Source organism: Micromonospora sp. WMMC273 (assembly GCF_027460285.1).
GTDB classification, from domain to species: Bacteria; Actinomycetota; Actinomycetes; order Mycobacteriales; family Micromonosporaceae; genus Micromonospora; species Micromonospora aurantiaca.
In genome coordinates, this window is sequence record NZ_JAPZBE010000001.1 from 3107462 (window position 1) to 3130334 (window position 22873).

20 protein-coding genes are annotated in these 22873 nt (G+C 74.8%); 10 read left to right on the forward strand and 10 right to left on the reverse strand.

Translation table 11 applies throughout. The annotated features are described in order from the left end of the window. Nucleotides 1-183: 183 nt before the first annotated feature. The 6 genes from O7611_RS14580 to O7611_RS14605 form a co-directional block, all read right to left on the reverse strand. Complete coding sequence (locus tag O7611_RS14580; RefSeq protein WP_269697042.1) at nucleotides 184-1200, reverse strand: mechanosensitive ion channel family protein; 1017 nt, start codon at nucleotides 1198-1200, stop codon at nucleotides 184-186. Between the two features lie 73 nt (nucleotides 1201-1273). Continuing rightward, on the reverse strand, nucleotides 1274-2230 hold the full coding sequence (locus O7611_RS14585; protein WP_269697043.1) for a hypothetical protein: 957 nt from the start codon (nucleotides 2228-2230) through the stop codon (nucleotides 1274-1276). A 54-nt stretch (nucleotides 2231-2284) separates the two neighbouring features. Beyond that, nucleotides 2285-3919, reverse strand: a complete 1635-nt coding sequence (locus O7611_RS14590; protein ID WP_269697044.1) for a serine/threonine-protein kinase — start codon at nucleotides 3917-3919, stop codon at nucleotides 2285-2287. 284 nt (nucleotides 3920-4203) lie between these two features. Continuing rightward, complete coding sequence (locus O7611_RS14595) at nucleotides 4204-5991, reverse strand: hypothetical protein (protein WP_269697045.1); 1788 nt, start codon at nucleotides 5989-5991, stop codon at nucleotides 4204-4206. Between the two features lie 43 nt (nucleotides 5992-6034). Further along, nucleotides 6035-6475, reverse strand: coding sequence for a DUF4395 domain-containing protein (locus O7611_RS14600; protein ID WP_269697046.1), 441 nt, complete (start codon nucleotides 6473-6475; stop codon nucleotides 6035-6037). Between the two features lie 114 nt (nucleotides 6476-6589). After that, on the reverse strand, nucleotides 6590-7036 hold the full coding sequence (locus O7611_RS14605) for a TlpA family protein disulfide reductase (RefSeq protein WP_269697047.1): 447 nt from the start codon (nucleotides 7034-7036) through the stop codon (nucleotides 6590-6592). Nucleotides 7037-7259: 223 nt separating this feature from the next. Between O7611_RS14605 and O7611_RS14610 the strand changes: the two genes are divergently transcribed. The 7 genes from O7611_RS14610 to O7611_RS14640 all read left to right on the forward strand — a co-directional run bounded on the left by O7611_RS14610 (nucleotide 7260) and on the right by O7611_RS14640 (nucleotide 16460). Then, complete coding sequence (locus O7611_RS14610; RefSeq protein WP_269697048.1) at nucleotides 7260-8393, forward strand: peptidoglycan recognition protein family protein; 1134 nt, start codon at nucleotides 7260-7262, stop codon at nucleotides 8391-8393. A 258-nt stretch (nucleotides 8394-8651) separates the two neighbouring features. Continuing rightward, nucleotides 8652-11837, forward strand: a complete 3186-nt coding sequence (locus O7611_RS14615) for a penicillin acylase family protein (protein ID WP_269697049.1) — start codon at nucleotides 8652-8654, stop codon at nucleotides 11835-11837. Between the two features lie 98 nt (nucleotides 11838-11935). Further along, nucleotides 11936-13123: a DNA polymerase IV gene (gene dinB / locus O7611_RS14620; RefSeq protein ID WP_194799404.1), complete on the forward strand. Its 1188-nt coding sequence runs from the start codon at nucleotides 11936-11938 to the stop codon at nucleotides 13121-13123. A 105-nt stretch (nucleotides 13124-13228) separates the two neighbouring features. Beyond that, on the forward strand, nucleotides 13229-14161 hold the full coding sequence (locus O7611_RS14625; RefSeq protein WP_194799403.1) for a hypothetical protein: 933 nt from the start codon (nucleotides 13229-13231) through the stop codon (nucleotides 14159-14161). Beyond that, complete coding sequence (locus O7611_RS14630) at nucleotides 14158-14610, forward strand: ABA4-like family protein (protein ID WP_194799402.1); 453 nt, start codon at nucleotides 14158-14160, stop codon at nucleotides 14608-14610. The genes O7611_RS14625 and O7611_RS14630 overlap by 4 nt, the downstream gene beginning before the upstream one ends. 9 nt (nucleotides 14611-14619) lie before the next feature. Then, complete coding sequence (locus O7611_RS14635) at nucleotides 14620-15837, forward strand: sensor histidine kinase (protein ID WP_269697050.1); 1218 nt, start codon at nucleotides 14620-14622, stop codon at nucleotides 15835-15837. Continuing rightward, the gene (locus tag O7611_RS14640) at nucleotides 15834-16460 is read left to right on the forward strand and encodes a response regulator (RefSeq protein WP_194799400.1); all 627 of its coding nucleotides are present in this window, start codon (nucleotides 15834-15836) and stop codon (nucleotides 16458-16460) included. The genes O7611_RS14635 and O7611_RS14640 overlap by 4 nt, the downstream gene beginning before the upstream one ends. A 5-nt stretch (nucleotides 16461-16465) precedes the next feature. Here O7611_RS14640 and O7611_RS14645 read toward each other — a convergent pair whose 3' ends face one another. From O7611_RS14645 to O7611_RS14655, 3 genes are all read right to left on the reverse strand, one after another. Further along, on the reverse strand, nucleotides 16466-17179 hold the full coding sequence (locus O7611_RS14645) for an RraA family protein (protein WP_194799399.1): 714 nt from the start codon (nucleotides 17177-17179) through the stop codon (nucleotides 16466-16468). Between the two features lie 9 nt (nucleotides 17180-17188). After that, complete coding sequence (locus tag O7611_RS14650) at nucleotides 17189-18487, reverse strand: FUSC family protein (protein WP_194799398.1); 1299 nt, start codon at nucleotides 18485-18487, stop codon at nucleotides 17189-17191. Nucleotides 18488-18551: 64 nt separating this feature from the next. Then, on the reverse strand, nucleotides 18552-19304 hold the full coding sequence (locus tag O7611_RS14655; protein WP_269697051.1) for a dienelactone hydrolase family protein: 753 nt from the start codon (nucleotides 19302-19304) through the stop codon (nucleotides 18552-18554). Nucleotides 19305-19417: 113 nt separating this feature from the next. On the opposite strand from O7611_RS14655, the gene O7611_RS14660 reads away from it, so the two are divergent. Both O7611_RS14660 and O7611_RS14665 read left to right on the forward strand, forming a co-directional pair. Continuing rightward, nucleotides 19418-19816: a DUF2267 domain-containing protein gene (locus O7611_RS14660; protein WP_135240288.1), complete on the forward strand. Its 399-nt coding sequence runs from the start codon at nucleotides 19418-19420 to the stop codon at nucleotides 19814-19816. Between the two features lie 10 nt (nucleotides 19817-19826). Beyond that, nucleotides 19827-20087 carry a hypothetical protein gene (locus O7611_RS14665; protein ID WP_194799396.1) on the forward strand — a complete coding sequence of 87 codons (261 nt, stop codon included), beginning with the start codon at nucleotides 19827-19829 and terminating at the stop codon, nucleotides 20085-20087. A 5-nt stretch (nucleotides 20088-20092) separates the two neighbouring features. Here O7611_RS14665 and O7611_RS14670 read toward each other — a convergent pair whose 3' ends face one another. Further along, complete coding sequence (locus O7611_RS14670) at nucleotides 20093-21022, reverse strand: diacylglycerol/lipid kinase family protein (RefSeq protein ID WP_194799395.1); 930 nt, start codon at nucleotides 21020-21022, stop codon at nucleotides 20093-20095. Nucleotides 21023-21137: 115 nt separating this feature from the next. Here O7611_RS14670 and O7611_RS14675 point away from each other — a divergent pair, with 115 nt between their 5' ends. After that, the gene (locus O7611_RS14675) at nucleotides 21138-22844 is read left to right on the forward strand and encodes a sugar ABC transporter permease (RefSeq protein ID WP_269697052.1); all 1707 of its coding nucleotides are present in this window, start codon (nucleotides 21138-21140) and stop codon (nucleotides 22842-22844) included. The last annotated feature ends 29 nt before the right edge of the window (nucleotides 22845-22873 follow it).

Genomic DNA, 22873 nt, shown 5'->3' on the forward strand with positions numbered 1-22873 from the left:
TGACGGACACCGGTCGGAAAGCACGGCGTCCGCGGCGGCCCGCGGGCTCGTCGTTCAGAAAGGCATCAACATCGCCAGGTCATGCCGGGATCCTATCCGCCGAGAGGCGGTCGGGTGGTCCCGGCGGGCACGCGATCGGGGCGGGACCGTGCGGTCCCGCCCCGATTCGTCGCCGCTGTCGGGTCAGCGGCGGAACTTGTCCACGTCGGCCTGCGGAATGACCATGGTGGCCTCGCTGTCCGCGGCCTGCTCGGCCGTCGGCTGGCGTGGCGTGGTCGGCTGGGTGCGGTCGGAGTCGGCGTACGCCGGAATGTGCTGCGTGGCCTCCGCGCCCGCCGGCGAGGGCACCGGCTCGGTGGCGTCCGCACCGGCGGCGGCCGGGGTGGCCGGGTAGGCCGGGACCGGCTGCGTGCGGTCCGCCTCGGCGTCGCGGCTCACCGGCTGGGTCAGCTCGGAGTCCGCGTACGGGCCGGTGGCGGCCAGGCGGGCCTCGACGTCACGCCGTCCGGCCTGGTACGCGCGGGCGTGCGTGGCGATCGTGCGCGACTCCTCCTCGGCCCGGGTCAGCCAGTTCTCCCAGCGGCTCTGCATCGGCCGGACCAGCCCGCCGCCGACGCCGACGACCAGGATGCCGCCCACGGTGGCGAGCACCGCGATCAGCACCGGGGTGGTGACCGTGGTGGCGACGCCGATCTGGTTGAGCGCGGCGATGACGCCGAGGCCCAGGATGAACACCGAGGCGAGGTTGGCAAGCACCCGGCCGTAGGAGAGGCCGCCGAGCGCGCTGGAGATGATGTCCTTCACCGCGCGGGCGATGGCCGCGGCGACCACCACGATGACGATCGCGACGAACGCCCGGGGCAGCCAGGCGATCACACCGGCGATCAGGTCGGAGATGGGGTTCGGGCCCCAGATGCCGAACGCGAGCTGCAGCGTCACCAGCAGCACGCCGTAGTAGGCCAGCTTCGCGACGATGTCGCTGGCGTCGTACTTCGAGCGGGCCAGCGCGGTCTTGATCCCGCCGCGCTCGACGGCCCGGTCGAAGTGGACCCGCTCCAGGACCTTGTCCACGAGCTTCAGCACGGCCTTGGCGATCAGCCAGCCGACGATCAGGATCGCGACGAACGCGACCGCCTTGGGCAGGAACAGCATCACCGAACGGAACGCGTCGCCCACCGCGTCCCCGAAGTTGTCTCTCATCGAAGGGCCTCCACGTACGTGGTCCAGGTTTGTTCGGGTGGGGCTACCCGGACCCGCGCGCGGGGAAACGCGGTCAGCCGCCGGGACAGCGGTAGACGACGCGGGTGCCGGCCTGCGCCGTCGACGGTTCGATGATGTTGACGGTGGCGATCCCGGTGGTGGTCCCGGCCCCGGTGAACGTCCACTTCAGGGTGAGCGCCGCCGTGTGCTGCCCGCTGCCGACCCGCTCGGTGAGAACGGCACCGGGTGGCGCGTCGGAGCGGAACCACTGGTACCTGATCGTCCCGCCGCGCCCGTTGGTGCGCACGGTGGCCACCACGTCGACTGTCACGTCGCAGGCGACACCCGCAGGCCGGGGCACCGCGACGGTGACCCCCTCGACCTCCAGCGGGCGCAGCCGCTGCCACAGATAGAGGCCGACAGCCAGCAGCAGCACCACGGTGAGCAGCGTGGACAGCACCGAGACGACGCGACGCCAGACCGGGCGCGGGCGGATCGGAGGCGCGGTGGGCCAGGGCGGCGCGGGCGGCGGCGTCGCCGGCACGCCCGGCCCGAAGCGCAGCTCACCGCCGGGGGCCGGCACGCCACTCGCCGCCCGCGTGTGGCCGCTCCGATCCGGGTACGCCCCGGCGCCCGTCGCCGCCGTCCCTGTGGTGTGACAGTGATGCGGTACGCCGGTGGGCTGCCAGGAGGCGGTGGGCTGCCACGCTGCGGTCGGTTCCGCGCCGGGGCGCTGGGCCGTTTCCGCGCTCGGACGCGGGTAGACGGTGGCCTGCCCCGCCCCGCTGTCCGAAGCGGCCGGAAGATGAACGGTCGCCTCGCCCGCGTCGTCTGCCCGGCCTGGGCGCAGGTGCACAGTCGGTTCGGCATCCGGCGGTGTCGGCGTGGCCGAGGCGGCGAGGTCTGCGGTGCGGTCGTCCCCGCCGGGGATCGCGGCCAGGTGGACCGTGGGTTCGGCGGCGTCCGCCTCGCCGGTGATCGGCAGGGCGCGGGTGGGCAGCGCCTCGGTGGGCTCGTCGGGGCGGGTCACGCCGACCGTCCCCGGGACGGGCTGCGGTGCGGGGCAGCGGGCACTGTCGTACTCCTAGCCGGGGGTGCAGTCGTGGTAGAGCGTCACGTACACCGGTGACGTCGAGGTGGTCGTGTTGCCGGCGGCGTCGGCGGCGGTGACCCGGACGGGGATGCGGGCGCTGCGCTTGGGCGTGGACAGCGGGCCGAGCGTGCCGGTGAACAGCCCACGCCCGGTGGCGGCCATCCGGATCGTGCCGGTGGCGCCATCGACTGTGTAGCCGAAGGTGACTGTGAGCGCGGCCGGGCCGCTGCGGTCGTCGGTGACGGTGGCGGTGACGGTGCTGCTCTTGGCGCCGTAGGGGCAGCCCTTCGGGTCCAGCTCGCCCGGGTCGGCGCTGACGCCGTCCACGACCGGCGCGGTCACGTCCGGTGGCGGCGGGCTGGTGGTGCGTGACGCGCTGGGGGTGGGTGTGCCGGTGCGGGTCGGCGTGCCGGTCGGGTCGGGGGTGGCCGACGGCGCGGGTGGTGGCGGCGCGGCGGACACGGTGGACGGGCCGGGTGTCGGTGACGGGCTGGGCGTCTCGGCGCCGGTCGGGTCCGGTACGGGTGCGCCGGTGGTGACGGGGGCGGCGCTCGCGGAGCCGGTCGGACCCGCGGCGGACGTGTCGTCGTGGGCGGCGTAGCTGTAGCCGGCGCCCCCGGCCAGGACGGCGGCGACCAGGGCGCCCGCCGCCAGGGCGGTACGGGTGCGGCCCTTGCGGAACCGTCCGCCCCGGCCGGTGGTGGTCGTGCCGAGTTCGGTGTGCGCGACGGCGGTGCCGCCCTCGGCCCGCTCCGGGAACGGCCACAGCGCGGCCAGCAGCACTGCCCGCCGGGCCAGCTCGCGCAGCCCGCGTTCCTCCCATTCCGGGCCGTAGCCGGTGCCGGCGACCCGTTCCAGCAGTTCCAAGAACGCCTCGGCGGACGGCGGGCGCTCGTCGGGGCGTTTGGCCATGCCGTGGCGCAGCAGTTCGTGCACCGGCGGGGGTGCCGCCTCGGCGGGGATCGGCGCGCTGGCGTGCTGGTCGCGCAGGGAGAGCAGGTCCGGTCCCTGGTACGGGGGACGGCCGGTGAGGCACTCGAAGAACGTGGCGGTGGCGGCGTAGACGTCGCACGCGGGGCTTGCCGGGGCACCGGTCCACTGCTCGGGGGCCATGTAGCGGGGCGTGCCGGACACCGTGGTGTCGGAGCCCTGGCCGATCGGCATGGCGATGCCGAAGTCGGCGAGCTTGCTCAGCCCGGCACCGGTGACCAGCACGTTCTCCGGTTTGTAGTCGCGGTGCACGACACCGTGGCCGTGCGCGGCGGCCAGGCCGGCGAGTGAGCCCTTGAGGACGCAGAGCGCGGCCTCGGGTGTGGTCGGGCCGTGTTCGCGCAGCATCTGGCGCAGTGAGACACCGTCGACCAGTTCCATCACGATGGCCGCGCCGTGCGGGCTCTCCACGTACTCGTAGAGGCGGCTGACGTGCGGGTCGTCGATCTCGCCGAGGAGCCGGGCCTCGGTGCGGAACGCGCTCCGGAACGCCGAGTCCTCGCCCAGGTCGCGGATCAGGTACTTGATCGCGACGGGGGTGCCGGTCGCGTCGTGGGTGGCGAGCACGACGCTGCCCGACGCGCCGGCGCCGAGCCGGCGGACCGGGGTGTATCCGGACAGTTCCCAGCCGCTCATGCGACAGACTCCACGGCGTCCCACGGGCGGATGTCGGACGCCGCCTCGCTCGTCATTCTCACCGTGGCGCAGCCACGGGCCATCGCCGCAACGGCTGCTTCCGGGCGCCGACCGGCGCTCGGGCGGCACGGCGCGGCACGACAGGTGGTCGGTATCGGACACACCGCCACGACTACCAGACCCCGGCAACCACAGTCAGCTCGTCGATCATGAAGTTGACAGGAACAAAAAGGACAGACATCGCCGCCAACTTCATGATCGACGGAGAGGTAGCGGGGCGCGGGTCAGCGGCGGCGGGGTGGGGGGATTCCTGCGGGTGGAGGGGTGCGGAGCAGCCAGAGCGGGTTGCTCGCGCCGACGATCTCGCCGTCGCGGTCGCGGACCTGGGTGCGGACGTACGTGCCGGCGCCGACGCGCACCGGCAGGTCGTACCAGCCCTGCCGCAACTGCCGCCAGGGCACCTGATCGACCCGGACCGCCGGTGTCGGGTCCGCGACACCGGCCCGGTCGACCTCACCGGTGACCGTCTCCAGCGTGGCCCCGGCGGGCAGGTCGGTGGCGCGCAGCCGCACCGTGACGGTGTCCTCGGTGAGCACGGCGAGCGCGCCCATCGTGCTGCGGCCGCCCAGTTCCAGGTCCAGCGCGCCCCGGTAGCCGGCCAGGTCGGCGAACCACGCCTGCCCGGCGCGCAGCGCCGCGACCAGGTCGTCCCGGCCGGTCGAGGCCGCCCACACCGACGTGACGTTGCGGTCCCGGCCGGCCCGCCAGTCGGTGCCGTCGTGGTCGTCGGTGACCCCCACGGCGGTGAGCGGGATCGCGTTGCGGGCCGCCACGTCGTACGCCCAGAGGTGGTCCTCGACCGGCCGGCGTCCGATCTCGATCAGGTCGACGCCGAGCGCGTCGCGGCTGACCAGCAGGCGGGCCAGGGACTCGCGCCGCTCCACGTCCAGCGGGTGGTTCCAGCACACCACGCCGCCGTGCGCGTGCAGGAACTCCACCATCCGCTCGGTGGCGTCGACGTCGTTGTCCCGGTACGGCGGGGACGGGAAGCGCGGCAGCGTGCCGTCGCCGCCGAACCAGTTGAGGTGCCGCACCATCGACACCTCGTACGCCCGGTGGTGGGTGACGCCGGGGTACGCGCCGTCGTAGCCGCGCAGCACCTCGGCGCGCATCTCCTCGCCCGCCTGGCCGGCGCGGCGGGCGCGGTCGAAGACGAGCCGGTCCACCAGGTAGGCGCCGCGCCCGCCACCGGCCACCGTCACGCCGAGGCGCAGTCCGCGCAGCGAGTTGTCCCCGGCGACGATGTCGGGCCAGAGCCGCCGTACGTCGGCGAGCAGGCCGAACGTGTGCCGCCGCCACGCGCCGGGCGGGGCGGGCAGCTCGACGGTGCCGTGCCGGCCGTCCACCGTGTGCCGGACCGTGTCGACGCCACCGAGGCGGTAGCGCAGCACGAGCTGCCCGGCGGGCCGCCCGGGTCCGGCCGGGTGGTGCGACAGTGCGAGTTCCACGGTGAGCGTGGCGTCCCGGCCGGCGGCTTCGGGGCGTACGTCGAGGTGCAGTGTGGTGTCGGAGATGTTTGAGGTGTGCGTCCAGTTCCACGCCTTGCCCGCGTACCAGTGGGTGCCGGAACCGGCGGCGGTCAGGCGCAGCGCGCGGCCCGGGCCGTCGGGGGCGTCCGGCGCGTCCACGAAGTCGGCGGCCGAGCCGGTCAGCCGTCCCTCGGTGGCGGGCTGCCAGGTCCAGGCCAGGCCGCCCTCGCGTTCCTCCGGGCCGTCGAAGTGGACGACCCGGCGGTGGTCGTGGGCGGCGACCCGGAAGTCGTGGTCGGTCCACCACAGCACGTCGACGCCGTTGCGCCGGGCCTGGTCGAGGTGGGCGGCGTAGCTGGCCACGCCCTCGCTGAACGAGGCGTGCAGGTGCATCGCCATGCTGACCGGCCGCCGGCCGCGCGGCGGGGGCGGCGGCCTGTCGTTCGTGGCGGCCAGCCCGACCGGCACGCCGATCCCGGCGACCGCCAGCCCGCCCGCGGCGACGAGCACGCTGCGCCGGTCCAGCCGCCCGCGACCCGCCATGCCACTCCCCCCGTCCGCCCGGGGCCAGCGTACGGGCGGAACCTCAGCGCGGGGGCACCGCCACCCGGGCGGCGAGCGGGCGCCCGGCCAGCCGCCGGATCGTCAGGTACGCCTCGCAGCCGAGGCAGAGCCCGAACGCGGCGTTGAGGAACGCGGCGGCCAGCGCCGCGCCGGTGGCGGCCAGGCCGAGCGCGGGCAGCCCGGCGAACCAGCCGGCCGCGCCGACGACACTGAAGGCCAGGCCGACGACCTGGGCGAAGCGAACCGGCGCGACCGGCTCCAGCTCCGCCGGCGGGTCCAGCCGGGGCGCCACCAGGGCGCGGAACAGCAGGCCGTACGGGCCGACGCGCGGGTTGACGGCGGTGCGCGCGAACACCAGGGCCTGGGCGAGCAGGAGCAGCCCGGAGCCGGTGACGAGGACGATCGCGAGGACGACTGTGGTGAGGACGGCGGCGAAGCGCGGTCCCCGGGGGTCGAGCAGCATGGGATGGGTCCGTTCGTGCGGGGCGGGTCGGTCAGGCGGGATGCGCCGCCGCACAGAGGCTCGTGGCGAGCCGGCCGTGGTCCACCACCCGGCGGCGGGTCAGCCGTACGCCGGTCATCGCGCCGCCCCGGCCGTGAGCGCGGCGATCAGGTCGTCGCGGTCGGGCACGCCGGCGGCCCGGCGCACCACGCGACCGGCGGCGTCCACCACCAGCACCGTCGGGGTACGCCACACGTCCAGTTCCCGGGCCGCGTCGAGGTGTTCGTCCACGCCCACCTCCCGCACCGCGACCCCGTCGAGGCGGGCGGCGACCTCGGCGAGCACCCGGCGGGCGGCCCGGCAGGGCGCGCAGACCGGTGCGGAGAACTGCACCAGCGTGACCTCGCCGGGGCGTACCCCGAGGGCGGTGAGGGTGGCGAGGTGCGGCGCGTCGGCGGCCGATGGGCGCTTCCGGACGGCGCGCAGCCGCCCGTCGTGGCGGCGGCGCCACCAGCCGAACGCGGTGGCGGCCGCGAGCACCGCGACGAGCACGAGGATCCCGGTCGGGCTGGGCGACTGCACCGGCCCAGGCTGCCACGGCGGGTCGCGGAAGACGATGGTCCGTCCCGGTCAGCGGACGTGAGATCGCCTACTCCGGCGGTAGGAGCAACCGGCTCACCGGCCGGCGAACGTCGCTTTTGTCCTCTGGCGCGCCGCGCGAGCTTGGCAATATTCTCCACCACGCGCGCAGTCGTTGCAGTTCCTTTACATCGCCCGGCGCCGGCCGGGCCATCGAGGAGGCGAGATGCACTTCGACCACCCCGAGCTGGACCGCCGTACGCTGCTGCGGGCCGGCCTCGGCGCCGCAGCGGTCGCGGTCGTCGGCAGTGAGCTCGCCCGGCCGGCCGCCGCGCAGGCCGCGCCGGGCGCGGACCTCGACTGGATCATCAGCTGTGACGAGTGGGCCGCCCGCCCGCCGGCCGACCCGCTGTCGGTGAGCGCGATCCCGACCAACAAGATCATCGTGCACCACATGGCGTTCCCGAACGTCACGGACTACTCCGAGGAGCACGCCAAGCAGCTCGCCCGCGACTGCCAGGACCTGCACATGGACGGCAACGGCTGGTCCGACACCGGGCAGCACTTCACGGTGAGCCGCGGCGGTCACGTCCTGGAGGGACGCCACGGCAGCCTGGACCGGCTGCGGGCCGGCGACCGGCAGATGATCGCCGCGCACTGCCCGGGCGAGAACGGGCGGGCCATCGGCATCGAGAACGAGGGCACCTACGTCACCGAGACGCCGCCGGAGGAGCTGCTCGACTCCCTCGCCCGGCTGTGCACCGCGATCTGCCGGCAGTACGGGCTGCACGCGCACGACATCTTCGGTCACTGGGACTTCCGCGCCACGCTCTGCCCCGGCGCGATGTTCTACCGGGAGTTCCCGGCGCTGCGCCGCGCGGTCTTCCAGAAGCTGGGCACGAAGCTGGGCGACGTGCTGGCCCGTCGCTGGCCGGACATCTGGCGTTTCGTCGGCGGCCCGGTGGTCCAGGTCGCGCAGTACCTGCTCACGTTCCGCGGCTACGCCGTGCCGGTGAACGGCGTGTTCGACGCGGCCACGGTCGCCGCGGTGCAGGACTGGCAGGCGCGCAACGGCATCCCGGTCGACGTCGACGCCACGCTCACGGCGCCGACCTGGGAGACCCTGGCCCCGGAGCTGGACCAGAAGTCGTCGGGCGTCCCGGTGGTGGCCGCGCAGTCCATGCTCGCCTCCAAGGGCTACGCCGAGGTCACCCCGACCGGCGAGTACGACCACGCGACCCGCACGGCGGTGAAGGACCTCCAGCGCCTGCACGGACTACCGCCCAACGGCAAGATCAGCACCACTACCTGGTGCGCGCTGGTGGGGGGTGTGGTGCGCCAGTCGTTCCACAAGCACTGACGGCGCACCGGCGGGGAGAGCGGTGGGGGTGGCAACGGCGCCACCCCCACCGCGTCGTTGCGGGACGGATCGCGGCGAAACGTCGGCATTGACGACTGGTGAACGACGGCTATCCCGGACGGCTGTGGTGCGCCGATCATTGCCCGCAGATAGATATGAGTCATTCTCACCTCCGGGCAGAACGCCCGGGCACGGAGGCCGAGACGCCGTCAGCCGGGCGTACCGAACGGCCCTACTCCGCGTCCCCGGAGGATCGCCATGCCATTACCCGCCATCCGTGCCCGCCTCGCGGCGCTCACCGCCGCCGCCCTCACCGCGAGCGTCCTGACGGTCATCCCGCCGTCACCGGCGCTCGCCGCCACCACGTTCACCCCCGACGACTACTGCCTCGGTCAGTGCGCCGACATCCTGCCCCCCGGGCAGAACGGCAACGCCACGCTGGCCGGCATCCTGGCCCACCAGGCGCTCGGCACCCGCCCCGCGCACTCAAGCGACCAGCTCGACGAGTACGCCAACCTGGTCTACAACTACGCCGGGTTGACCGACGAGCAGATCGCCCACTTCTACAACGACGCCTCGTTCGGCGTCCCCGATGCGCAGGTCGAGAGCAGGATCTCGCCGCGTTCGGACGTCACCATCGTGCGGGACAAGGCCACCGGCGTCCCGCACGTCACCGGCACCACGCGCTCCGGCACCATGTTCGGCGCCGGGTACGCCGGAGCCCAGGACCGGCTCTGGGTGATGGACCTGCTGCGGCACGTCGGCCGCGGCAACGTCAGCTCGTTCGCCGGCGGCGCGCCGGGCAATCGCGAGCTGGAGCAGAGCGTCTGGGCCAACTCGCCCTACACCGAGGCGGACCTCCAGGCCCAGGTGGACGCGCTGCGCCTCAAGGGCACCCGGGGCCAGCAGCTCTACACCGACGTCGTCGACTACATCGCCGGCATCAACGCCTACATCGACAAGTCGATCGCCGACGACAACTACCCCGGCGAGTACGTGCTCACCGGCGCCGGGAAGCCGAAGCACTTCACCATGACCGACCTGATCGCCACCGCCGGTGTCATCGGCGGGCTGTTCGGCGGGGGCGGCGGCAGCGAGGTGCAGTCCGCGCTGGTGCGGGTGGCCGCCCGGGCCAAGTACGGCCCGACCGAGGGCGACCGGGTCTGGGCGGCGTTCCGCTCCCAGAACGACCCGGAGACCGTGCTGACGCTGCACGACGGGCAGAGCTTCCCGTACGGCGCGACACCGCCCGGTGCCACCAGCGCGGTGCTGCCCGACGCCGGCACCGTGGTCGCCGAGCCGCTCGCGTACGACGCCACCGGCGGGGCCGCCGCCCGCACCGGCACCAGCGCCGCCACCAAGGACCTGGTCGGCGGCCTGTCCAACCTGCGGGCGCACGGCATGTCCAACGCCGTGGTGGTCTCCGGCCGGCACACCACCACCGGCAACCCGGTGGCCGTGTTCGGCCCGCAGACCGGCTACTTCGCTCCGCAGCTGCTCATGCTCCAGGAACTCCAGGGGCCGGGGATCAGCGCCCGCGGCGCGGCGTTCGCCGGGCTGAACCTCTACGTGCTGCTCGGCCGCGGCCAGGACTACGCGTGGAGCGCCACCTCCGCCTCGCAGGACCTGACCGACACGTACGCGGTGCCGCTGTGCACCACCGACGGCAGCGCGCCGACGCTGCGCTCCAACCGCTACCTCTTCCGCGGCCAGTGCGTCGCGATGGAGGTGCTGGAGAAGCGCAACTCCTGGTCTCCGACGCTCGCCGACTCCACCCCGGCCGGCGCGTACACGCTGCGCGCGCTGCGCACCAAGTACGGACTGGTGTCCTACCGGGGCCTGGTGAACGGGCAGCCCACCGCGTTCACCAAGCTGCGCTCCACCTACCGGCACGAGGCCGACTCGGCGATCGGCTTCCAGGCGTACAACGACCCGGCGGCGATGGGCAGCGCGGCGGCGTTCCAGGCGTCCGCGGCCAGCGTCGGGTACGCGTTCAACTGGTTCTACGTCAACTCGACCGAGGCGGCGTACTACAACTCCGGCTCGAACCCGGTGCGCTCCTCCACCTCCGACCCGAACCTGCCGATGAAGGCGGAGCCGGCGTACGAGTGGGCCGGCTGGAACCCGGACACCAACGACGCCACGTACGCCCCGGCGTCGGCCCACCCGCAGTCGGTCAACCAGGACTACTACGTCAGCTGGAACAACAAGCAGGCGCGTGACTTCGGCGCGGCCGACGGCAACTTCAGCTACGGCGCGGTGCACCGGGGTCAGCTGCTCGACGGTCCGGTGAAGGCGGCCATCGCCCAGCGCAAGGTAGGCCGCGCCGACATCGTGCGGATCACCGCCGAGGCGGCGGTGACCGACCTGCGCGGCCAGCAGGTGCTCGGCGAACTGCTACGGGTGCTCGACAGCACGCCGGTCACCGACCCGACACTGGCCGCCGCGGTGACAAAGCTGCGGGCCTGGCAGCAGGCCGGGTCGCGGCGGGTGGAGACGTCACCCGGGTCGAAGGTCTACCAGCACGCCGAGGCGATCCGGATCTTCGACGCCTGGTGGCCGCTGCTCGCCGCGGCGCAGTTCCGCCCCGGCCTCGGCCCCGACCTGTACGGCGCGCTCGTCGGCGCCCTCCAGGTCAACGAGGCGCCCTCGGGCGGCCAGAACGGCGCCCGCGACGGCACCGTGAGCTGGGCGGCGCAGGGCCAGGCGCACAAGGGCTCGGCGTTCCAGTACGGCTGGTGGGGTTACGTCGACAAGGACCTGCGGGCCGTGCTCGGCGACCCGGTGGCCGGCGGCCTCGGGCGCACGTACTGCGGCAACGGCAACCTGGGCGCGTGCCGGCAGGCGCTGCTCGACACGCTCGGCCAGGCCGCGGCGGCGCCGGCGACCACCGTCTACCCGGGCGACTCGTCGTGCGGTGCCGGCGACCAGTGGTGCGCCGACTCGATCGCCCAGTCCGGGCTCGGCGGCATCACCCACCCGCTGATCGCCTGGCAGAACCGGCCCACATACCAGCAGGTCGTCTCGTTCCCGGCGCGCCGGGGCGACGCGGTGACCAACCTGGCGCAGGGCCGTACCGCCACCGCGTCCAGCACGCAGTTCCTGACCAGCAACACCCCGGCGAAGGCGGTCGACGGCAGCCTCGGCACCCGGTGGGCCAGCAGCTACAACGACAACCAGTGGCTGCGGGTGGACCTCGGCTCGGCCCGGACGATCAGCCGGGCGGGGCTGCGGTGGGAGGCCGCGTACGCCACCGGCTACCGGATCGAGGTCTCCGCCGACGGCAACTCCTGGCAGCCGGTGTTCAGCACCACCACCGGCAACGGCGGCGTCGACAACGTGACGTTCGCCCCGGTCAGCGCACGATACGTGCGGATGTACGGCGTCACCCGGGCCACCTCGTACGGCTTCTCGCTCTACGAGTTCGAGGTCTACGGACGGTGAGGCGCACGCGACCGGCCGGCGGGTGCTCCCGTCGGCCGGTCGCGTGTATCAAGGCAGGTCAGCCGCGCTCATTCGAACATGTGTGCGAGTATGGCGGGGTGTCGAGCGAGGCCACCATCCTGCACGCCGACCTGGACGCGTTCTACGCCTCGGTCGAGCAGCGCGACGACCCCCGGCTGCGCGGCCGGCCGGTGATCGTCGGCGGCGGCGTGGTGCTCGCGTGCAGCTACGAGGCCAAGGCCCGGGGCGTGCGCAGCGCGATGGGCGGCCGGCAGGCGCGGCGGCTCTGCCCGGACGCCGTCGTGGTGCCGCCCCGGATGGCCGCGTACACGGCCGCCAGCCGGGCGGTGTTCGAGATCTTCCGGCACACCACCCCGCTCGTCGAAGGGCTCAGCATCGACGAGGCGTTCCTCGACGTGGGTGGGCTGCGGCGGCTCGCCGGAACGCCGGCCGCCGTCGCGGCCACGCTGCGGGAGCGGGTACGCCGAGAGGTCGGCCTGCCGATCACCGTCGGCGTGGCCCGGACGAAGTTCCTGGCGAAGGTCGCAAGCGGCGTGGCGAAGCCGGACGGGCTGCTGGTCGTGGAGCCGGACCGGGAACTGGCGTTCCTGCACCCGCTGCCTGTCGAACGGCTGTGGGGCGTCGGCCCGGTCACCGCCGCGCGGCTGCGCGACCGCGGCATCCGTACCGTCGGGCAGGTGGCCCGGCTGGACGAGCCGGCGCTGGTGTCGCTGCTCGGCGCGGGCGCCGGCCGGCACCTGCACGCGCTGGCCCACAACCGCGACCCACGGGCGGTTCAGGTGGGCCGCCGCCGCTCCTCGATGGGCGCGCAGCACGCGCTGGGACGCGGCCCGCACTCCCCCGCCGACCTGGACGCGGTGCTGGCCGGGCTGGTCGACCGGGTCACCGGCCGGATGCGCGCCGCCCGCCGCACCGGCCGCACGGTGACGCTGCGGCTGCGCTTCGCCGACTACACCCGCGCCACCCGGTCGCACACGCTCGACGAGCCGACCGCGCAGACCGGGCCGCTGCGGGCCGCCGCCCGTGACCTGCTGCGCGCCGCGCTGCCGCAGATCGCGGAGCGGGGCGTCACGCTGCTCGGCGTCTCGGTGGGCAACCTCGGTGCCGGGCACACGCAGCTCACCCTGCCGTTCACCGCCGAACCCGGCCCGGCGCTGGACGCCGCCGTCGACGCGGTGCGGGACCGCTTCGGCTCGCGGGCGCTGACCCGCGGGGTGCTGCTCGGCCGCGACCCGGGCGTCGAGATGCCCCGGCTGCCGGACTGACCGTCCGGCCTCCTCCCCGGGTAGGAGACGCCCTCCGACCCGTGGCCGCGAACGCGGCCTGCGGGCGGGCGCGATCGGCCCGGTCCGTCACGAGCATCTAGAGGCATGACTACCGTACGGAACCGGGCGGCCGGATGGCACCGCCCCCTGATGCTCCTCGTGTCCGCGATGACGGTGCTCACCGTCGTCGCCGCGGTCGGCGTCGTGGCCGACCCGCGCGTGTTGACCGGCGCGCCGATCTGGCTCAAGCCGCTGAAGTTCGCGATCTCGTTCGTCCTCTACGGCGTCACGCTGGCCTGGATGCTGTCCCTGCTGCCCCGCCGCAGCCGGGCGGCCGAGCGGGCCGCCACCGTGATCGTGGCCATGTCCGTGGTGGAGATGGTCGTCATCGTGGGTCAGGTGCTCCGGGGCACCACCAGTCACTACAACGAAACCACCACGCTGGACGCGGCGCTGTTCAGCGTCATGGGCGCAGCGATCACCGTCCTGTTCGCCGCCCAGCTCGTGCTGGCGGTCGTGCTGTCCCGCCGGTCCCTCGCCGACCGGGCCGGCGGCTACGCGGTCCGGCTCGGCCTCGCCGTGTCCCTGCTCGGCATGCTCGTCGCGTTCCCGATGGTGGCGCAGCAGCCGGCCGGCGCGCCCGCCGGGATCAGCGGAGCGCACAGCGTCGGTGTACCGGACGGCGGCCCGGGGCTACCGCTGGTCGGCTGGAGCACCACCGGCGGCGACCTGCGCGTCGGGCACTTCGTCGGCATGCACGCGTTGCAGGCGCTGCCGCTGCTGGCGATCCTGCTCGACCGGTTCCTCGGCAGGCGGCTGGACGAGCTGACCCGGGCCCGGCTGGTGCTCGTCGGCGGGGCCGCGTACGCGGCACTGACGCTGCTGGTGACCGCCCAGGCCCTGCGCGGGCAGCCGCTGCTCGCGCCGGACGGGCTCACGCTCGCCGCGGCGGCCGCGCTGGTCGTGGCCACGGCGGCGGCCACCGCGCTGGTGCTGGCCCGCCGGGCCCGCCGTACCGAGGTGGTGCTGGTCGGATGAGCACCGCGCTGTTCAGTCTGACGTTCGCGCTCGCGGCCCCGTTCTGGGCGCTGATGATCCTGGTGCCGCGCTGGTCCTGGACCGGCCGGATCGTCGGCTCGCCGCTGATCGTGGCGCCGGTGCTGCTCGTCTACGCGGCCCTGGTGCTCCCCGCGCTCGGCACGGTGCTGCCGGTGGTGACCGCGCCCACGCTCGACGGCCTGCGGGACCTGCTCGGCACCGCCGACGGCGCGGCGGCAGCCTGGGCCCACATGATCGCCTTCGACCTGTTCGTCGGCAGGTGGATCTGGCAGGACGCGCGGGAGCGAGGGCTGCCGGCCCTGCTCACCGCCCCGGTGCTGCTGCTCACCGTCCTGCTCGGCCCGATCGGGCTGGCCGTCCACCTCGGACTGCGCTCCGCGTGGCGGCGGCCGGCGAACGCGGTGGCTGCGGCCGCACCGGTTGCCTAGGCTGACGCGGTGAGCTGGGCCGGTCGGTTGTTCGACGCGCGGGACACGTTCGCGCGTGTCCTGCTGCTGGATCTCAGCGGCATCGGCTACCTGGTCTTCGGTCCGCACGGGAACTCGGCCGCCACCGGTACGCAGTGGGCGCTGGCGGTCCCGGCGTTCCTGCTGGCCCTGCTGTGCCACCGCCGGCCGCTGCTCAACCTGCTGCTCCAGTCGGCGCTGCTGGTCGCCGCGCTCGTGCTGGTCGACGACGTGGTGATCAACCAGGTCGGTGCGAGCTGGGCGCTGCTGGAGCTGACCATGCGGGCCACCCGGCCACGCACGATCTGGCTCGGCGCCGGGCTGCTCGCCGCCGTCGACCTTACCGACCTGATCGGGCTACCGGTCCGCGCGGCGTTCACCGGCCTGTTCGGGCTGGCCGTCACCGTCGGCCTGCCGCTGCTGCTCGGACTGGTCGTGCGGACCACCCGGGAACTCGGGCGGCAGGCCGAGGAGCGGGCCGAGGCGGAGCGGCGCCGGCGCGAGTCGGAGAGCCGGGCGGCCCGCGCCGACGAGCGCGGCGCCATCGCCCGCGAGCTGCACGACGTGCTCGCGCACCACGTCGCGTCGATGGTGCTGCGGGTCGGGGTGGCCCGGCACGTCCTGCCCGACCTGGATCCCCGGGTCGGCGAGGTGTTCGACGACGTGCACGCCACCGGCACCGCCGCGCTGACCGACCTGCGGCGGCTGGTGGCGGTGCTGCGCGACCCGGACGGCGTCCGCGGCGACGCCGCGCTGACCGCGATCGAGCCGTCGGCGCTGCCGGCCGCGCTCGGCGCGGCGGTCGACCGGGCCCGGCAGGCCGGCGTCGTCGTCGAGGCCGACATCGACCCGGCCGTCGGCACCCTCGACGCGGTACGCGGCCAGGCGGTGCTGCGACTGACCCAGGAGGCGTTGACGAACGTGGCGAAGCACGCCGGCGCGGCGGCCCGCGCACACCTGAGCGTGTCGGTCGAGGACGACGCGGTGCACTGGGCGGTCACCGACGACGGCCGGGGCGCCGCGCCGGCCGGGGTGCCCGCAGGCGGCGGCCACGGCATCGTCGGCATGCGGGAACGGGTCGAGGTGCTCGGCGGGCGGCTGGAGGCCGGGCCCACCGGGTCCGGCTGGCGGGTCCGTACCGTGCTGCCGGCGGCCGGGCCCGCCCGCCAGGCGCCCCGGCCCCGCGCGGGCACGCCGGAGCCGGCGTGATCCGGGTGCTGCTGGTCGACGACCAGCACCTCATCCGGGCCGGCCTGCGGATGCTCTGCGACGCCCAGCCCGACCTCGAGGTGGTCGGTGAGGCCGACAACGGCCGGGACGCGGTCGCCCTGGCCGCCCGGCTACGCCCCGACGTGGTGGTGATGGACCTGCGGATGCCCGGCGTCGACGGGATCACCGCGACCAGCCGGATCCTCGCCGACCGGCCCGTCACCCGGATCATGGTGCTCACCACGTTCGGCGACGACGACCACCTCTATCCCGCGCTGACCGCCGGCGCCTGCGGGTTCCTGCTCAAGGACGCGCCCCCGGCCGACCTGCTCGACGGCGTCCGCCGCGCCGCCGCCGGCGACAGCCCGTTCAGCCCGGACGTGCTGCGCCGGCTGGTCGACCGCGCGGTGCACGCCCGCGCCGGCGCGCCCCGGCGGACGGCCGACCTGACCGCCCGCGAGCGGGACGTGCTGGACCTGGTCGCCGACGGCCTGTCGAACACCGAGATCGCCGAACGGCTGCACATCGGGGTGACCACAGTGAAGACGCACATCACCAGCCTGATGACCAAGACCGGCAGCGCCAACCGGGTACGCCTGGCGCTGTGGGCGCGCGGCGGCTGACCGGGTCACTCCTCGATCGCGCCGCCCACCGTCCGCAGGTGCGCCCGGAACGTCAGCGCCGGATCCGCCTCCCGGGCCGCCAGGTAGGCGGCGAAGCCGACCTGCGACCGCAGCGACTCGCCGGCCCGGATCCGGTCCGCCTGCCGCCGCTCGGTGTCCCGGATGGACTCGGCTAGGTCGAACAGCTCCCCGGCCCGGTCGGCGGGTACGAACAGCACACCGTCGTCGTCGGCCAGCGCCAGATCCCCCGGGCCGACGGTGAACGGCCCGACCCGGGCGTGCGCCAGCGCCCCGTCCGGGCGCGGGTCCAGCTCCAACGGCCCGCTCGGGGTGGCGCCGAGGCTGAACACCGGCAGCCCGACCGCGACCAGGTCCGCGGTGTCCCGGTGCGCGCCCCACACCACCAGCCCGGCCAGGCCGGCGGCCCGCGCCTCCAGCACCACCAGGTCGCCGACGCAGGCCCGATCGGTGCGCCCGCCGTCGTCGACGACGAGCACGTCCCCCTCGGCGGCCTGCTCGATCGCCTCCAGGAAGACGTCCACGCTGCCGACGTGCCGGGCCGGGCGCACCCGGCCGGCCAGGCGCCGCCCGGGCAGCACCGGGACGACGGCGGCCGGGGCGCAGCGGACGGGGACACCGGCGCGCAGGCAGGCGTCGGCGACGTGGGCGGTGCTCAGCGCGGCGAAGCGCGCGGCCGGCGCGTCGTGACGGATGTCCATACGCCGACGCTAGCCAGCCGGACCGGCCCGGGCAGGTGCCAGTTGACGCCCGGTGGCCTTCGGCCGGTGCCGGACGCCGGACCGGCGCGGGACCGGCCGGCTCATCCGGGCGCGGGCCGGCGGGCGCGCCTCCGACTCCCCCGCGCCGGCGGCCCGGCGCACACTGCCGTTTGCGTCCTCGGGCCGGCAGCCGGTGGCCCGCAGCAGCTCGCTCTGCGCGGTCCGCAGGTCGCTGATCATCGCCTCGCCGAACGCGCGAACGCCCTGCGACCAGGCTCGCCCGGCCAGCTCGGCGCCGGACCGGACCAGTTCCCGGGTGCTTTCCAGGTCCGCACCGGACTTGCAGGCCCGCTTCATCTCCCGTACCGCCTGGCCGAGGCGGGCCACCGCGTCGGGCAGCGCGGGCGGAACCGGCTCGTCGTACTGCAGCGCGGTGGCGGAGCGGCGGGCGATCGAGCGGGCGTACAGCACCAGGCGTTCGAGGTGCCGGGTCGCTTCGGCGTACCTGTGGAACTGGGCGCGGCGGTGCCAGCGGGCCGGCGCGATGGTGACCACCTCCTCGGCCCCGCTGAGCGCGTCGTTGAGCCGCCCGATGTCCGGTTCGATCCCGCGCAGGTCCTCCAGGGCGCGCTGGGCCGCGTCGGCGTCGCGGCGGGTCAGCGCGTGGGCGACGGCGTCGAGCCGCTCGGTGAGCCGGGCGACCACCGGTTCCACCGCCCGGTCCAGCACCCGGATCGGGTTGACCGGCAGCAGCAGCGCCACCACGAACAGGCCGACCAGGCCGCCGACCAGCGCGTCGAAGATACGGGGCAGCTCCAGGCCGGGCTGCACCGGCGCGAGCGTGGCGATCAGCACCGCCGTACCGCCGGCCTGGCCGACGAGCGCGCCGCCGCGCCCGGCCACCAGCAGCGCGGTGGCGATGGCCAGCGTGACCACCAGGCCGGTCTGCCAGGATCCGCTGCCCAGCAGCGCGCGCAGCAGGTCACCGACCAGGATGCCGAGGCCGACGCCGATGAGCAGCTCGAACGTGCGCCGGGCACGCTGGCCGATGGCGGTGGCGATGGTGCCGACCGCGGCCGCGGGGGCGAAGACGTGCGCGCCGGAGCCGAGCAGCTCGTCGGCGAGCAGCGCGGCGAGCGCCGCGGCCAGCCCGGCCTGCACGGAGATCACCACGGTGATCTCCAACTGGCGCAGCCGGTTGCGGCCGGCCGCGCCACCCTCGGCCCGGGCCCGGGACAGCGCGAGACCGCCCCGCTCGACCGCCCGGTCCAGGGGCGAGCGGACGGTGTCGGCGCGGCGGTCGGCCATGACGGCGGTTACCCGCCTCCGGGCCGGTGAATCGTCCGCCGTGCTCCCGCGCGCCTTGTGCGGGTCAGCTGCGGAACGTGCGGTCGAGCAGGTCGAACAGCGCCGTCCAGTGCCGCTTCGTGGCCTGCTCGTCGTACATCGGGGTGTCCGACTGGGTGTAGCCGTGGCGGGCACCGGCGTACACCTCGGAGCGGTACGTCACCCCGGCCGCGTCGAGCGTCTTCTCCAGCGTGGCGATCTGCTCGGCGGTCATCGACGGGTCGGCGTCGGCGTGCCCGAAGTAGAGCTCACCGGTCACCGCGCCGAGCGCCAGGTGCGGGCTGTCCGGGGCGTCGGTGACCACCCGGCCGGCGTGGAACGCTGCTACCGCGGCGATCCGGTCCGGCAGCGCCTCGATCGCGCGCAGCGCGTTCGTGCCGCCCATGCAGTAGCCGGTGATCACCGCCGGTCCCGGCGCGACGTCCGGCCGGGCGGCCAGGAAGTCCAGGTAGGCAGCGGTGTCGCGGGCCACCGCGTCCGGCGTCAACGCGGCCATCATCGGCCCGATGCTCTCGAACAGGGCGCCGCGGCGGCTGTCGTCGGCGAGCGCGCCGAGGTCGATCAGCGGGGCCCGGCCGGCGCGGTGGAACAGGTTGGGCGCCAGCACGACGTATCCGCGCTCGGCGATCGTCGCGGCCATCTCCGCCACCCGGGGCCGCAGCCCGAAGGCGTCCATGAACAGCAGGACGGCCGGGAAGGGCCCGCCGGCCTCCGGCACGGCCAGGTAGGCGTCAGCGGTTCCGTCGGGGGTGGGCACGTCCACGGTCGTCGGCTGCACTGTCGGGGCCTCCTCGCTGCGGGTTCCGCGCTGCAGGCTACCCCCCGGCCCGGCGGCCGTTTGCGGAGGTCCAGCGTGGGAATCCGGCGATCCCGGCGGAGGAAGGCGGCGAGATGGACCAGGATCAGTTCATCGGCGCGGTGGCCCAGCGGTGCGGCGCGTCCGCGGAGCAGGCCACCGCGATCACCCGGGCGACCTTGACCACGCTGGCCGAGCGGATCGACGGCGGGGAGGCCCGTGACCTCGCCGATCGGCTGCCGGAGGCGCTGCGGGCGTACGCGTTCGGCCCGGCCGAGGACGCCGAACCGTTCGGGCTCGACGTGTTCGTGGAGCGGGTGAGCGGACGCGCCGACGTCGACGTGGACGCCGCCCGGGACGGCATCACCGCCGTGTTCGACGTGCTGCGCGACGCCGTCGATCCGGCCGCCTACGCTCAGGTCGTCACGCAGCTCCCGGCCGAGTACGGCGAGGTGGCCGACCAGAGCGCGCCGTACGTGCGGCGTACGGCGTGACGGGCGCGCGATGAGCGAGGACGCGCTGCGCCGGCCGCCCGCGGCCGACGCGCAGGAGCAGCGGCAGGACGAGACGCTCGTCGGCCCACCCGACACGGTCGACGCGGCGGTGCCCGAGGCGAGCGAGGCGGACCTGGCCGAGCAGGGTGTGCTGCGCGCGCCGAGCGACCGGGCGGGCCTGGGCGAGTCGGTGCGCGACGACCTCACCGCCGCCGACGCGGTGGAGCAGAACACGGAGATTCCGCTGCCCGACGAGGAGCACTGGGCCTGACCGCCTCAGTGGTCCGGGCTGTCGGAGCGGGCCATCAGCCGCAACGCGTTCGGATCCAGGCCGATGCGGACCGGCGTCTGCCCGTACGGCTCGCCGTCGACCTCGATGCGGGCCGGCCGGTCGGTGTCCAGCCACAGCTGGCGGACCGCCAGGAACGGCTCGTCACCGAGGGTGCGGCGGTGGCCGGCCGCCGCGTTGCGCGCCGTCTCGCGCAGCAGCCCGCGCCGGGTCGGCCCACCCACCGGGTACGCCACCAGCAGCCGGTCGTCGGCGGTGGCGTCGGCGGTGATCGGCCGGCCGGCGTGGAAACCGCCGTTCGCCACATACACCTGGTGCGTGGTGAACGTGTGCTCGCGGCCCTCGGCGCGGACCGTCACGGCCAGCGGCCGGTGCCGGGCCAGCAGCCCCAGCCCGGTCATCGGGTACGCGAGCCGCCCGACGACCCGCTTCAGCCCCGGCGGGGCGGCCTGCATGATGTCGGCGGACAGCCCGATCCCGACGTGGTTGGTGAACCGGGTGTCACCGATCAGGCCCAGGTCGACGTCGATCACCTTGCCGCCGGTGAGCACCGCGATCGCGGCGTCGAGATCGAGCGGGACGCCGACCGTACGGGCGAAGTTGTTAGTGGTGCCCAGCGGCAGCAGGCCCATCGCGATGTCCCGGTGGGCTAGCAGCCGGGCCGCCGCGCCGACGGTGCCGTCACCGCCGCCGGTCACCAGCAGGTCCGGGCCCAGGTCGGCGGCCTCGGCGAGCACCCGGTCCAGCTCGCCGGGCCGGTCGACCGGGTACGCGCCGAGCAGCACGAAACCGGCCGCCCGCAGGCGTTCGTGGACGGTGTCGTAGAGCCGCCGGCCCCGGCGGGAGTGGGCGTTGACCACCAGCGCCGCCCGCCGTCGTTCCCGGATCGCCGTCGACAGCTCCTGCTTGGTCCGCACGGTTGCGACCCTATCCGGCTGCGCCGGGTCGCCGGTCGGCCGCCGCGCGCTGGTGGACGGCATCGGTTATCGTCGCGACGGCCGTGATCGTCGATCTTCGAGGGTGGATGTCCCGATGAACCAGCCGGCCGCGCCGCAGGTGACAGCGTCAGTGCCCCCGCTCACGCCGCCGACCCGTCCGGGGAGGGCCCTGGTCGGGCTGGCGCTGATCGTCCCGGCGGTGATCGTCTGGGTCTGGTCGTACGTCCTGCCCACGCTGTCCACTGTGTCCCGCAGCTTCCAGGCCGACGGGCCGCGCCGCTCGGGTGAGTCGGCCGGTACGGCGAACTACGAGGCCGCCTTCACCTCCGGGTTCGCCGGGCAGGTCGGGTTCGCGGTGCTGCTCGCCCTGATCCCGCTGGCGGTGGCGCTGCTCGCCGCGCCGCTGCTCGCGGTCCTCGCCGACCGGGCCGGCCGGGTCACCCGCCTGGTCACCCGGGGCGTGCTCGCGCTGCCGCTGGCCGCGTACGCACCGGTCGCGGTGTACCTCGGCCGGCGCGCCGAGGGCATCGAGAACGGCACTCTCACCCAGGATCTGCAGTCCCCCCGGGCGTTCCTCGTCTCGGCGCTGGCCCAGGTGACGTTCGGACTGGTCGTCGCGGTGGCCGCGACGCTGTACCTGAGCGCCCTGCGCCGCCGCGAGCCCGACCAGCGGCCCGCGCCCGCGATGCTGGCTGCCGGCGGGCTGCTCGGCCTGGGCGTCCTCGCCGCCGGCCTGCAGACCTACACCGCCCCGTCCATCCTGACCGGCGGCGGGCCGCGCGGCGACTACACGGCGACGCCGGTGTTCACCGCCGTGCAGACCTCGTTCCGGACGTTGCGCCTGGGCGTCGGATCGGCCACGTCGACGCTGCTGCTGGTGCTGCTCGGGCTGCTCGGGCTGGCCGCGGTGGCGCTCATCCTGGCCACCCGGCTGCGCATCGAGTTCGACGGCTGGCGGGACGGCCCGGCCGCCCGGGAGGCGGAGTCCTTCACCGGCCGCCGGCCGCTGCTCGTCGGGTCGACCGTCGCCGCGCTCGTCGTGGTCGTCGGCGTGACCGTCTGGGCGTCGCTGCCGTGGCTGCGGAACTTCTCCGCCGACACCGGGCCCCTGCCGCGGGGGGTCGAGACCTCGAACCTGTTCGCCAACACCTGGGTGCCGCCGCTGCTGTCCACACTCGTCGCGGTGACGCTCGCCGCGCTGGCCGGATTCGGGATCGGCGCGCTGCGGCCGCTCGGACGCTGGAGCGAACTGCTGCTGGTGCCGTTCGCGCCGTGGTTGTTCGTCGGTGCCGGCCCGCTGGCCATCGCCAATTTCGAACGCACGATGGAACGCGAACAGCTGGGCCTGTTCCTCGGCCTGGTGCCGCCCACCTGGCTGTCGGTGCCCGCGCTGTTCGCGTTCACGCTGCTGTTCCGGGGCCAGCACGAGCGGTGGCGCTCCGGCGGCGGCATCGGCCGTACGCTGCTGCTGCCGGCGCTGCCGATGCTGGCCGTGACCGCGTTGCCGACCTGGCTGGCACACGCCCAGTCGCCACTGTGGGCCACGCTGGTGGGCCGGGGCCCGGACAGCCTCACCGCGCCCGCGCTGGTGACGATGATCGCGAACCGTGCTTTCGGCGGCGGCGGCGAGCTTCCGCTGGGCCTGATCCTGCCGCTGCCGATGCTGATCCTGTTCGTGGTGCTGTTCGTCGCGCTCCTGGTCGGCTACGTGGAGCGGCTCGCCATCCGGGTGGGACGGCGCAGCGGCACGGACGCGCCGCCCGCCGGGGCGGACGAGCCGGTTCGCAAGGTCATCGCATAGGGAAACCCCCGATTACGCGCGGTGACGAC

Excerpts from the sequence above, each read along its gene's own strand:
- O7611_RS14675 (WP_269697052.1), top strand. The coding sequence starts at position 21,138 with ATGAACCAGCCGGCCGCGCCGCAGGTGACAGCGTCAGTGCCCCCGCTC.
- O7611_RS14600 (WP_269697046.1), bottom strand. The coding sequence starts at position 6,475 with ATGCTGCTCGACCCCCGGGGACCGCGCTTCGCCGCCGTCCTCACCACA.
- O7611_RS14625 (WP_194799403.1), top strand. The coding sequence starts at position 13,229 with ATGACTACCGTACGGAACCGGGCGGCCGGATGGCACCGCCCCCTGATG.
- O7611_RS14650 (WP_194799398.1), bottom strand. The coding sequence starts at position 18,487 with ATGGCCGACCGCCGCGCCGACACCGTCCGCTCGCCCCTGGACCGGGCG.
- O7611_RS14660 (WP_135240288.1), top strand. The coding sequence starts at position 19,418 with ATGGACCAGGATCAGTTCATCGGCGCGGTGGCCCAGCGGTGCGGCGCG.
- O7611_RS14630 (WP_194799402.1), top strand. The coding sequence starts at position 14,158 with ATGAGCACCGCGCTGTTCAGTCTGACGTTCGCGCTCGCGGCCCCGTTC.
- O7611_RS14580 (WP_269697042.1), bottom strand. The coding sequence starts at position 1,200 with ATGAGAGACAACTTCGGGGACGCGGTGGGCGACGCGTTCCGTTCGGTG.
- O7611_RS14595 (WP_269697045.1), bottom strand. The coding sequence starts at position 5,991 with ATGGCGGGTCGCGGGCGGCTGGACCGGCGCAGCGTGCTCGTCGCCGCG.
- O7611_RS14665 (WP_194799396.1), top strand. The coding sequence starts at position 19,827 with ATGAGCGAGGACGCGCTGCGCCGGCCGCCCGCGGCCGACGCGCAGGAG.
- O7611_RS14645 (WP_194799399.1), bottom strand. The coding sequence starts at position 17,179 with ATGGACATCCGTCACGACGCGCCGGCCGCGCGCTTCGCCGCGCTGAGC.
- O7611_RS14590 (WP_269697044.1), bottom strand. The coding sequence starts at position 3,919 with ATGAGCGGCTGGGAACTGTCCGGATACACCCCGGTCCGCCGGCTCGGC.
- O7611_RS14610 (WP_269697048.1), top strand. The coding sequence starts at position 7,260 with ATGCACTTCGACCACCCCGAGCTGGACCGCCGTACGCTGCTGCGGGCC.
- O7611_RS14615 (WP_269697049.1), top strand. The coding sequence starts at position 8,652 with ATGCCATTACCCGCCATCCGTGCCCGCCTCGCGGCGCTCACCGCCGCC.